The sequence below is a fragment of the Streptomyces sp. YS-3 genome, from assembly GCF_045257485.1.
Taxonomy (GTDB): domain Bacteria; phylum Actinomycetota; class Actinomycetes; order Streptomycetales; family Streptomycetaceae; genus Streptomyces.
In genome coordinates, this window is the sequence record NZ_JBJHPC010000211.1 from 1 (window position 1) to 11,214 (window position 11,214).

At 72.5% G+C, this 11,214-nt stretch carries 8 protein-coding genes; 4 read left to right on the top strand and 4 right to left on the bottom strand.

The window, feature by feature from the left end; translation table 11 throughout:
* Positions 1 to 87: 87 nt before the first annotated feature.
* The gene (locus tag ACJA3G_RS18570) at positions 88 to 1,401 is read right to left on the bottom strand and encodes an ABC transporter substrate-binding protein (protein ID WP_406554124.1); all 1,314 of its coding nucleotides are present in this window, start codon (positions 1,399 to 1,401) and stop codon (positions 88 to 90) included.
* Positions 1,402 to 1,550: 149 nt separating this feature from the next.
* Here ACJA3G_RS18570 and ACJA3G_RS18575 point away from each other — a divergent pair, with 149 nt between their 5' ends.
* Positions 1,551 to 2,933: an ROK family protein gene (locus ACJA3G_RS18575; protein ID WP_406554125.1), complete on the top strand. Its 1,383-nt coding sequence runs from the start codon at positions 1,551 to 1,553 to the stop codon at positions 2,931 to 2,933.
* Between the two features lie 48 nt (positions 2,934 to 2,981).
* Here ACJA3G_RS18575 and ACJA3G_RS18580 read toward each other — a convergent pair whose 3' ends face one another.
* Positions 2,982 to 4,046, bottom strand: coding sequence for a LacI family DNA-binding transcriptional regulator (locus tag ACJA3G_RS18580; RefSeq protein ID WP_406554126.1), 1,065 nt, complete (start codon positions 4,044 to 4,046; stop codon positions 2,982 to 2,984).
* Between the two features lie 217 nt (positions 4,047 to 4,263).
* Here ACJA3G_RS18580 and ACJA3G_RS18585 point away from each other — a divergent pair, with 217 nt between their 5' ends.
* Complete coding sequence (locus tag ACJA3G_RS18585; protein ID WP_406554127.1) at positions 4,264 to 6,441, top strand: discoidin domain-containing protein; 2,178 nt, start codon at positions 4,264 to 4,266, stop codon at positions 6,439 to 6,441.
* Between the two features lie 85 nt (positions 6,442 to 6,526).
* Here the strand turns inward: ACJA3G_RS18585 and ACJA3G_RS18590 are convergent, their stop codons facing one another.
* Positions 6,527 to 7,153: an LAETG motif-containing sortase-dependent surface protein gene (locus ACJA3G_RS18590; RefSeq protein WP_406554128.1), complete on the bottom strand. Its 627-nt coding sequence runs from the start codon at positions 7,151 to 7,153 to the stop codon at positions 6,527 to 6,529.
* A 463-nt stretch (positions 7,154 to 7,616) separates the two neighbouring features.
* Between ACJA3G_RS18590 and ACJA3G_RS18595 the strand changes: the two genes are divergently transcribed.
* On the top strand, positions 7,617 to 9,002 hold the full coding sequence (locus ACJA3G_RS18595; protein WP_406554131.1) for a family 2B encapsulin nanocompartment shell protein: 1,386 nt from the start codon (positions 7,617 to 7,619) through the stop codon (positions 9,000 to 9,002).
* Positions 8,989 to 10,299, top strand: coding sequence for a SufS family cysteine desulfurase (locus ACJA3G_RS18600; RefSeq protein ID WP_406554129.1), 1,311 nt, complete (start codon positions 8,989 to 8,991; stop codon positions 10,297 to 10,299). Before ACJA3G_RS18595 ends, ACJA3G_RS18600 begins: the two co-directional genes overlap by 14 nt.
* 37 nt (positions 10,300 to 10,336) lie before the next feature.
* Here ACJA3G_RS18600 and ACJA3G_RS18605 read toward each other — a convergent pair whose 3' ends face one another.
* Positions 10,337 to 10,867: a two-component system response regulator gene (locus tag ACJA3G_RS18605; RefSeq protein ID WP_406554130.1), complete on the bottom strand. Its 531-nt coding sequence runs from the start codon at positions 10,865 to 10,867 to the stop codon at positions 10,337 to 10,339.
* Between the last annotated feature and the right edge of the window lie 347 nt (positions 10,868 to 11,214).

The following is an 11,214-nucleotide window of genomic DNA, read 5'->3' on the forward strand; positions in this document are numbered from 1 at the left end:
CCCGTGACCCCGTCGACCCCCGCGCCCCCGGCCGCGTCCGCGGGTCGGCGGCCGGGGGCGCGGGGGTCGACGGGGTCACGGGGGCGCTCACTTCGGCATCTGCTGCTGGGCCTTGGCCAGGGCCGCCCTCACGGACTCGGTGGTGACGGCCCGGCCGGCCGCCGCGTCGGCCCACAGGCCCTTGACGGCGGTGCCCACGGCCGTCTCGAACTGGGACTCCTCGGGGACCTGCGGCAGCGGGGCGGCGCTCTTGAGCAGGGTGTCCTTGAGGACGGAGTTGTCGGGGGCGCCGAAGGCGGGGTCCTGCTGGGCGGCCTTGACCGGCGGGATCGAACCGTAGGTCTTGTTGAGGATCTTCTGTTCCTCGTCGCTGGTCATGAACTTCACGAACTTCAGGGCCCCGTCGCGGTTGCGGGTGTTCTTGAAGACGGAGATGTTGATGCCCGCGACCATCGAGTTGACGTTCCTGGCGGTGTCCGGGGTCCCGGCCGGGACGGGCACCGGCGCCACGCCCCACTCCTCGGGCTTCATGCCCTGGGCGGCGAAGGTGGAGGCGGCGGCCTGCCACAGCACCATGGCGGTCCTGCCGGTGGAGAAGTCGCGCAGCGACTGGTTCTGGGCGTACTCGGCGTTGCCCGGCGCGACGATCCTGTCCTTGGCCATGAAGTCGACGTACTGCTTGACCGCGGCGACCGCGCCGTCCGAGGTGAAGGTGGGCTTGCCGGCCGCGTCGAAGAAGTCGGCGCCGTGCTGCTTGCCCAGCACGAACACCTGGTGGATGTTGTTGGCGAGGTTGGCGCCCTCGGCGCCCAGCCCCCATGTGCCGCCCTTGGAGAGCCGCTTGCCGTCCGCGACGAGCTCGTCCCAGGTCGCGGGCGGCTTGGCTATCCCCGCGTCGGCGAACATCTTCTTGTTGTAGTAGAGCGCGTACGACAGCGAGTACAGGGGGACGGCCGCCGGGTCCTTGCCCGGGGCCCCGGCCGCGGCGACCGCGGAGTCCGCGAACCGGGCCCGGCCGCCGATGGCGTCGAACGCCGCCCGGTCCCACCGCAGGAGCGCGCCGGTGGCCTGGAGCGAGGCGGACCAGGTGTTGCCGATGTTGAGCACGTCGGGTCCCTGGCCGGAGGTGGTGGCGGCGAGGATGCGGTTGAGCAGGTCGGACCAGGGGACGACCTCCAGCTTGACCTTGATCCCGCTCTGCTGCTCGAACTTCTTCAGCTCGGCGTTCAGGATCTTCTTGTCCGCCTCGATGTTCGGCCCCTGGTTGGACGCCCAGTACGTCAGGGACTTCGGGGAGTCGTTGCCGCCTCCTCCCGTGGCGGAACCGCCTCCGCAGGCACTCGCGGTGGCGGCGAGAGCGGTGACGGTCGCGAAGGCAGCCGCGGCTCGGAGTCTGCGCATGACGGGATCGCCCCTTTCCGGGGTTCCAGAGGTGCCGGGTTCAGGTCCTGAACGGATTCACGCCTTAATTTAGGACGTGAGTTAAGACCCGAGAGAAGGTCGCGTCAAGGCCCCGCGCGACGGTATGTTGCACGCAGGGAGGGAGCCATATGGCCATGCCGAACAGACGAACCGTTCGTGACCTGCGGCGCGACAACCGGACCGCGGTATTGCAACGGTTGTATTTCGACGGCCCCACCAGCCGTCAGGCGCTCGGCCCCGCCACCGGGTTGAGTTCAGGATCCATCAGCAACGTGGTCACCGAGCTCGCCGCCGAAGGGCTTCTGGAGGACGCGGGCGTCGTCGACTCGGACGGCGGCCGGCCGCGCACCCTGCTCCGCGTCACCCCCGACAGCGGCCACCTCATCGGGGTGGACGTGGGCGAGACCCGCGTCCGCGTCGAGCTCTTCGACCTGGTGATGAGCGAACTGGCCCGGGCGGAGCTCACCCTGGCGCCGGGCGGCTACGACGTGGACCACATCGTCGGGCTCATCCGCGACGGCGTGGCCACCGTCCTGCGCGACGCCGCCCTCGCGCCCGAGCGGCTGCTCGGCATCGGCGTCGGGGTCCCGGGCATCGTCGACCGCAGCGGCACCGAGGGCGCGGTGGTGCACGGGCAGACCGTCGGCTGGGACGCGGTCCCCCTGGAGGCCCTGCTGCGCACCGCGCTCGCGGACGAACTCCCGCCCGGCTTCCGCCTCTTCGTGGAGAACGGCGCCAAGACGCTGGGCCAGGCGGAGATGTGGTTCGGCGGCGGACGCGGCGCCCAGGACGCGGTGATCGTGCTGTTCGGCTCGGGCGTCGGCGCGTGCATCGTCTCCGATGGGCAGATCTACGGGGGCGCGCACAGCAGCGCCGCCGAGTGGGGCCACACCACGGTCCATGTGCGCGGGCGGCGCTGCCGGTGCGGGGCGCCGGGGTGTCTGGAGGCGTACGCGGGCGCGGAGGCGCTGGTCGCCCGCTGGCGCGAGGCGGGCGCGGTCCTGCCGGACGGCATCGCGGAGGAGGCGGCGGTGTCGGCGCTGGTGACGGCGGCCTATCCGGACGCCGACGCCCGCCGGGAGGGCGGCGCCGGGGCGGACAGCCGGCCCGGTGGGGACGCGAGGGACGGCGCCCGCCGCTCCCCCGACCCGGTGGCGCGGGCCGTGCTCGACGAGACCGCCGAGTACCTCGGCGCCGGACTCTCCGACCTCATCAACCTCTACAACCCCGAGCGCATCCTCGTCGGCGGCTGGGCGGGCCTCCAGCTCGGCCCGTACATCCTGGAGTCGGTGCGCGCGCACGCCACCGCCTACGCCCTGCGCCACCCCGCCGAGCGCGTCACCATCGAGCTCGGGCGGCTCGGCCCCGACGCGGTCACCGTGGGGGCCGCGACCCTGCCCCTGGCCGACTTCTTCGCGCGCGGCGGCCACCGCGCGCCGGGCGGGGAGGTGCCACCCGTCGCCGAACAGCCCGGCTGGCGGGCCTCGGTCGAGGAGCGCGCCGCACGCTGACCCGCACCGCGAGGCCGCTCAGGCAGACTCCCGCGCACCCGGGGCCGCTCAGGCAGACTCCCGCACCACCAGCTCCGGTGCGAAGACGACCGACGTCACCGGGCGCCCGGGCGCCTCGATGTGCTCCTGAAGCAGCCTCGCCATCTCCGCCGCCATGTCCTCCACCGGCTGGCGCACGGTGGTGAGGCCGAGGCGCCCGGAGGTCGCCGCCGCGCTGTCGTCGAAGCCCACCACGGCCACGTCGCCGGGAATCCTCCTGCCGTGCTCCCCCAGCACCTGGCAGGCGCCCCGCGCCATCACGTCGTTGCCCACGAACACCCCGTCCACGTCCGGGTGTTCGGCCAGCAGCCGAGCCATCGCCTCCTCGCCGCTGCGCTGGGTGAACCGCCCCTCGACGATCGGTACGTACGGCCGGCCCCGCAGCGCCATCACCTCCCGGAACCCGGTCAGCCGGTCCTGGCCCGCCGGCACGTCCAGCGGTCCCGTGATCGTGGCGGGCCGCCGGCAGCCCCGGGCGAGCAGATGCCCGGCCGCGAGCCGCCCCCCTGCCACGTGGTCGAGGTCGACGTGGGTGAGCGGCACCGGCCGCGCCGGGCGGGCGAAGAGCACCGCGGGCAGCCCGGCGGCGGCGACCAGCGCGGGCAGCGGGTCCTCACCGTGCGCCGACACGATCAGGGCGCCGTCGGCGCTGCCCTGGCGCAGATACCCGAGGACCTGCTCCCGGTCGGCGGGGGTCTCGGCGAACATCAGCACCGGCTGCGTGCCGCGGGGCCGCAGGAAGGTGACGACCCCGGCCACCACCCGGCCGAAGAACGGGTCGGCGAAGACGCGGGCGGCGAAGGCGTCCGGCCCGTCGTCCTCGGCGGGGCCGCCGTCCACACCGGACACCACCAGGGCGATCGTCCCGGCCCGCCGGGTCACGAGCGTGCGGGCGGCGCGGTTGGGCGCGTACCCGGTGGCCTCGACGGCGCTGCGCACGGCTTCCTGGATGGCGGGGTCGACATTGCGGACGCCGTTGACGACACGGGACACCGTCGCCCGGGACACCCCGGCGACCCGCGCCACGTCCTCCAGAGTGGGCGCCCCGGTGTGCTCCCGCAGATCTCCGCTCATGGCGGCACTGTACGGGGAGAGCGCTCCCCCGGCCGAGGCGCCCGGCTCCACGGACGGACCCCCGGGCGCGCCGACCGATGAAGAGCAGGACGGCCCCAACAACCGTTCCGCGTACAACTCTTGACGTGTTCGCATCGCCGGAGAACCATCTGGGTGCAGCCGGAGAGCGCTCTCCCGTATCCCCCCGCTCGCCCCCACGACCCAGGATCGAGGCTCGATGCACGCTCCTCCCACCGGTTCGCCGGTGTCCCCAGGACCCGTCGCACACCCCCGCCGGCTCGCCGCCGCCGTGGCCGCCGCTTTGGTGGCCGCGCTGCTCCTGTTCGTCCCCGCGCCCGCCGCCCACGCCGACCCGCCGCCGCTCTCCCAGGGCCGGCCCGTCACCGCCTCCAGCCAGGAGAACGGCTCCACCCCGGCCGCCGCAGCCGTCGACGGCGACGTGGGAACGCGCTGGTCGAGCGCGTTCTCCGATCCGCAGTGGATCCAGGTCGACCTGGGCGCCCCGGCCGCGCTCGGCAAGGTGGTCCTGAAGTGGGAGGCGGCATACGCCAAGGCGTACCGCGTCGAGCTCTCCACCGACGGCACCGCCTGGACCACGGCGTACTCCACGGCCAACGGTCCCGGCGGCACCGAGACCCTGCCCGTCTCGGGCACCGCCCGCTACGTACGGATCCACGGGACGGCCCGCGCCACCGGATACGGGTACTCCCTCTGGGAGTTCCAGGTGTTCGGCAGCGGCGGGGGCACCCTGCCCGGCGGCGGTGACCTGGGGCCCAACGTGCTGGTCTTCGACCCGTCGACCCCCGACATCCAGGGCAGGCTCGACCAGGTCTTCCGGCAGCAGGAGTCGGCGCAGTTCGGTACCGGCCGCTACGCCCTTCTGTTCAAGCCCGGAACGTACAACGGCCTCAACGCCAACCTCGGCTTCTACACCTCGATAGCGGGTCTCGGCCTCAACCCCGACGACACGACCATCAACGGCGATGTGACGGTGGACGCGGGCTGGTTCAACGGCAACGCCACCCAGAACTTCTGGCGGTCCGCCGAGAACCTGGCGCTCAACCCCGTCAGCGGCACCGACCGCTGGGCGGTCGCCCAGGCGGCGCCCTTCCGGCGGATGCACGTCAAGGGCGGGCTCAACCTGGCGCCCAACGGCTACGGCTGGGCCAGTGGCGGCTACATCGCGGACAGCAGGATCGACGGCACCGTCGGACCGTACTCGCAGCAGCAGTGGTACACCCGTGACAGCTCGGTGGGCGGCTGGACCAACGGCGTGTGGAACATGACCTTCTCCGGGGTCCGGGGCGCGCCCGCGCAGAGCTTCCCCAACCCTCCGTACACCACGCTCGACACCACTCCGGTCTCCCGCGAGAAGCCGTTCCTCTACCTCGACGGCAACGACTACAAGGTGTTCGTCCCGGCCAAGCGCACCAACGCGCGGGACGTGTCGTGGGCGTCGGGCGGCACTCCGGGCACCTCGCTCCCGCTCGACCGGTTCTACGTGGTGAAGCCGGGCGCGAGCGCGGCGACCATCAACCAGGCGCTCGCCCAGGGCCTCAACCTGCTCTTCACGCCCGGGATCTACCATGTGGACCGGCCGATCGAGGTCACCCGGCCCGACACGGTCGTCCTCGGGCTGGGACTCGCCACGATCGTGCCGGACAACGGTGTCACCGCGCTGCGGACCGCCGATGTCGACGGGGTGCGGCTGGCGGGACTCCTGATCGACGCGGGTCCGGTCGAATCGCCCGTGCTGCTCCAGGTCGGGCTGCCCGGGGCGGGCGCCGACCACGCGGCGGACCCGACGACCGTGCAGGACGTGTTCGTACGGATCGGCGGGGCGGGCGCGGGCCGGGCGGCCTCCAGCATGGAGATCAACAGCGACGACACCATCGTGGACCACACCTGGCTGTGGCGCGCCGACCACGGAACCGGCGTCGGCTGGGACACCAACCGGGCCGACTACGGGCTGACGGTGAACGGTGACGACGTCCTGGCCACCGGTCTGTTCGTCGAGCACTTCAACAAGTACGACGTGCGGTGGAACGGCGAGCGCGGCCGGACGATCTTCTTCCAGAACGAGAAGTCGTACGACGCGCCCAACCAGGCCGCCGTGCAGAACGGCGGGGTGCGCGGGTTCGCCGCGTACAAGGTGGCCGATTCGGTCACCACCCACGAGGGCTGGGGACTGGGCAGCTACTGCTACTACAACGTGGATCCGACGATCGTCCAGGACCACGGCTTCGAGGTGCCGGACCGGCCGGGTGTGCGCCTGCACGACCTGCTGGTGGTCTCCCTCGGCGGGCAGGGGCAGTACGCGCACGTCGTCAACGGCACCGGGGCGCCGACCTCGGGCACCTCGACGACGCCGTCGACGGTGGTCTCGTACCCCTGAGGCCGCCCGGCGCCGCGGCGTGACGCGCGACTGCGCCGGTGGTCCCACGAGGGGTCACCGGCGCAGTCGCCACGGGGTGAGCGGGTCAGTGCCGGGCCGGGCGCCGACGGCGCGCGGCCCAGACGATGCCGCCGCCCGCGATGAGCACGGCGCCGCCCATACCGGCGACGAGCGGGGTGGAGCTCGACGAGCCGGTCTCCGCGAGGTTGGGGCTCGGCTGGGGCGCGGGGGCCGCCGGCGCGGACGTGCTGGGCGCCGGGGCCGGCTTGCTGGGCTTGGCCGACGGGGTCGGGGTCGGCTTCGACGGCTTGGACGGCTTGCCCGACGGGGTGGGTTTGGTCGGGGGCACCGTGTCGCAGACGGGAGACGTCTTGGTCTCGTCGCGCGAGTACTGGTCGCCGTCGCCCGCCTTCACGATGAGCCGGAGCGTGAGCTCCTTGTCGTGGGCGGGGAGCTTGAGGTCCTTGTGGAACTCGCCCTTGAACTGCTCGGTCGGGAGCAGGTCCTTGCCGTCCGCCGTCTTGATGGTCACGGTGTTGGTGGCCTGGCGCGAGTAGCTGGTGAGGTCGACCGTCACGGCCGAGCAGGTCACCTTCCAGACGGGGGTGTGCGCCTGTGCGGGCAGCGCGCTGAGGCCGACGCCGAGGAGCCCCGCGGCGGCTGCCCCTATCAGCGCTCCACGACGACGCGCCGTTCCTCTGATCACGGTCACAGAATCCTCCACTGTTCCGTACCGCCCCATTGGCGGTGCGCGCACAGTACCGCTCCCGTCCCACGGCCGAGCAGCGGTCCCCCACATCACTCCTCTCACCTGTCCGGTTCACGTCGGCGCCCCTGTCCCATCCAGTCGGCATAAGGGGGGCTTTCAGGAGCTCAAAGAGTCGCGATCGGGTCATATCCCGCCTTTTCCGGGGGAGTTGACTATATTTCAACGAATCCGGAAAAGGCGTTCCGTTCCCGCTCCTACCGGAACCACCAGGAGGACACCGGGGAGAACCCGTCCTTCCCCTTCCGGGATTCGTTGACCGAGGGAACGGATTCCGGCCGCAGGGCTCCGCGCGCCGTCGAATGGCGCCTTGTCGGCCTGCCCGCGGCGAGCGGACGATCGGTCCTCGTTCCTGTGCGGCGGCCCTCCCGGCCGCCGCACCACCTGCTCCTCCAGGAGGTATCCCGTGGTGAACGACCGGATGGCCCTCAGTCCCGACGCGGCACGGCAACTCGCCACCGCCACCAAGACCGCGCCGCAGATGCGCGGCATCACCCCGCGCTATCTTCTGCGCGCGCTGCCCTGGGTGGACGTCGAGTCCGGCGTCTACCGCGTCAACCGCCGCCGCACCTTCGTGCTGGGCGACGACCGGATCACCACCTACGCCGACGACGACGGCGCCCACCGGGTCGTCCCCGGCGACCTGCGCGAGATGCCGTACTTACGCGACGCCGACGAGGCGCTCCTGACCGAGCTGGCCGGCGCGTTCACCGAGGTCACCTTCGAGACCGGGCAGGTCCTGGTGCAGAGCGGCGACCCCGCCGACCGGCTGTGGGTGATCGTGCGCGGCCGTGCCGAGAAACGTATGACCGGCCGGTACGGCGAGGAGGCGCTCCTGGAGGTCATCGGCGACGGGCAGTTCTTCGACCTCGGCAGCTGGACCAGGTCCGAGCCGATGCCGTACCGCGTGCAGGCGCTCACCCCGGGCGTGGCCCTGGTCGCCGAGCGCGGCGCGCTCGCGGCCCTGACCGACCGGGACGCGGGCGTCCGCGCCGCGATGGACGACTACTCCGCCGGGAACCACCTGGTGCCGGGCGCCGAGGTGCCGGTGGACCTGTCCTCCGGCCATGTGGGCGAGCCGGATCTGCCGGGTACGTTCGTCGACTACGAGGACGCGCCGCGCGAGTACCACATGACGCTCGCGCAGACCGTGCTGCGCGTCCACACCCGGGTCGCGGACCTCTACAACGGGCCCATCGACCAGACCCGGGCGCAGTCCAACCTCACCGTCCAGGCGCTGCGCGAGCGGCAGGAGGCGGCATTGCTGAACCACCCGGAGTTCGGTCTGTTCCACAACGTCCCGGCGGGCCAGCGCGTCCAGTCCCGCACCGGCTCGCCCACTCCGGACGACCTCGACGAGCTGCTCGCCAAGGTGTGGAAGCAGCCGGGGTACTTCCTCGCGCATCCACGGGCGATCGCCGCGTTCGGCCGTGAGTGCACCCGGCGGGGCGTGCCGCCGGTCACCGACACCCGGTTCGGCAGCCCGCTGCTCACCTGGCGCGGGGTGCCGCTGCTGCCCTCCGACAAGGTCCGCTTCCACGGCGGGCTGGGCTCCGGGACGACCGAGATCCTGCTGATGCGGATGGGCGAGGCGGAGCAGGGCGTGGTCGGCCTGCGCCCCTCCCATGTCCAGGACGAGATCGAACCGGGCCTGGGGATGCGGAACATGGGCACCGACCAGAAGGGCATCACCTCGTATCTGATGACCGCCTACTTCAACACGGCCGTGCTGGTGGAGGACGCCGTCGCCGTCCTCCAGAACGTCGAGGTGTCCAACTACCATGACTATTCCTGACCTCACCCGGCAGCTGCCGGAGGCGCCGGTCCTGCCCGCGATGTCCCGGCAGCCGGCCGCCGTGCCCCGGCCGCGGGGCGCCTACTCCGCCGAGACCGCCCGCCAGGACTTCCCCGTCCTGCACCGCACGGTCAACGGCCACCCGCTGGTGTGGCTGGACAACGGGGCGACGACCCAGAAGCCCCGCCAGGTCATCGAGGCGCTCGCCGCGTACTACGGCACCGCCAACTCCAACATCCACCGCGGCGCCCACACCATGGCCCGCGAGGCCACCGAGGCGTACGAGGCGGGGCGGGCGGCGGTCGCCCGGTTCCTGGGGGCGCCGGACCCCGCGAGCATCGTGTTCGTCCGCGGCACCACGGAGGCGGTCAACCTGGTCGCCCAGAGCTGGGGGCAGGACAACCTCGGGCCCGGGGACGACATCCTCGTACCGGTCCTGGAGCACCACTCCAACATCGTCCCCTGGCAGATGGTGGCCGGGCGGACCCGGGCCCGGGTGGTGCCGGTCCCGCTGACGCCCGAGGGGGAGATCGACCGGTTCGCGTACGAGGACCTGCTCTCCTCGCGGACCCGGCTGGTCGCGCTCAGCCATGCCTCCAACGTCCTGGGCACCGTCCCGCCGGTGCGGGAGATGACCGCGCTCGCCCATCGGTACGGGGCGAAGGTGCTGGTGGACGGGGCGCAGGCGGTGGCCCACTTCCCCGTCGACGTGACGGAACTGGACGCGGACTTCTACGCGTTCTCCGGTCACAAGCTGTTCGCCCCGACCGGTATCGGCGCCCTCTACGCCAAGCCGGAGGTCCTGGCGGACATGCGGCCCTGGCAGGGCGGCGGCAACATGATCGACTCGGTGGACTTCGGCCTCACCACCTTCGCCCCCGTCCCGCACCGCATGGAGGCCGGCACCGGGAACATCGGCGGTGTGATCGGGCTGCTGGCCGCGCTGGACTGGCTCGGCTCCTTCGACCGCGACGCCGTCACGGCGTACGAGGAGGGGCTGATGGCCTACGCGCGGCAGGCCATGGCCACCGTGCCCGGTCTGGAGTTGGTGGGCGCCGCGCCCGAGCGGATCGCGGTGCTGACGTTCACGCTGGCGGGCCATGACCCGGCGGCCGTCGCCGACTGGCTGGACCGCGACGGCATCGCGATCCGCGCGGGCCACCACTGCGCCCAGCCGGCGCTGGCCCACTACGGGCTGGAGTCGGCGGCCCGGGCCTCGCTGGCGCTCTACAACACGTCGGAGGAGGTGGACCGGCTGGTGGCTTCGCTGCACCGGCTCCAACAGACGTCCGGCTGAGAGCCGTCGGGCGCGTGGGCCGACCGGACGGCAGACATCAACGTCTGTCGTCCGTCACCCCCTTGATCCCATCGCCCCTCACCCGCACCGCCCGCCACGGCGGACGGTGCGCCTGCGGCGGGACGGTCGGCAGGGACGGCGCCGCAGCGCCCAGCGAGTCGAGGCGGCGCCGCAGCAGCTGGTTCTCCACATACAGATCGGCCAGGACACGGACCTTGGAGCGCACCGCCCACGGCTCCACCGGCTTCACCAGGAAGTCCGCGACGCCCAGGTGGTAGGCGCGGGCCGCGAGATCGTCGTCCCGGCCGATGCCGGTGACCAGGATGACCGGCAGGCTCCGGGTGTGGTCCAGGCGTTTGAGGTACTCGACCACTTCGAGGCCGTCCATCCGCGGCATCAGCACATCGAGCAGGATCACCGCTATCCCACCGCGCAGCACGGTCTTCAGCGCCTCGTCCCCGCTGCGGGCGCACACTATCGGGCGACCCACGGGACGCAGCACACTCTCCATGGCGAAGAGGTTGTCCTCACGGTCGTCCACCACGAGGATCTTCCACGAACTGTCCACGTCCCAACCACACTCCCCTGCAGCCGGACCTTCACAGTAGTGCGCGCCGGGGCCGGGCGCAGGAGGCCCCCGGTACCTGCCAACGGCATCTGCGTCCGCGTCCGAGGGACCCGGACCCGGGGGCCGCGGGCGTCTACGGGCGTCCGCCAGCGCAAACGGAATCCGCGCCCGCTGCCCCGCGCGTCCGGCGGTTCACCGCAGGCGAAAAACTCGGCCGGTTGTCACTCCTTCTTCCGGCGCTTCCCCGCGCCCCGGCGGGACGGCGGGCGCGGGCCCGGTCCCCTAGCGTGGGGTCATGGACAAGACGCGCGGGACGACGGGGCCGGGTCCCTCGGACGCGGACGCAG

Excerpts from the sequence above, each read along its gene's own strand:
- ACJA3G_RS18580 (WP_406554126.1), bottom strand. The coding sequence starts at position 4,046 with ATGAGCGGAGATCTGCGGGAGCACACCGGGGCGCCCACTCTGGAGGAC.
- ACJA3G_RS18585 (WP_406554127.1), top strand. The coding sequence starts at position 4,264 with ATGCACGCTCCTCCCACCGGTTCGCCGGTGTCCCCAGGACCCGTCGCA.
- ACJA3G_RS18600 (WP_406554129.1), top strand. The coding sequence starts at position 8,989 with ATGACTATTCCTGACCTCACCCGGCAGCTGCCGGAGGCGCCGGTCCTG.
- ACJA3G_RS18575 (WP_406554125.1), top strand. The coding sequence starts at position 1,551 with ATGGCCATGCCGAACAGACGAACCGTTCGTGACCTGCGGCGCGACAAC.
- ACJA3G_RS18570 (WP_406554124.1), bottom strand. The coding sequence starts at position 1,401 with ATGCGCAGACTCCGAGCCGCGGCTGCCTTCGCGACCGTCACCGCTCTC.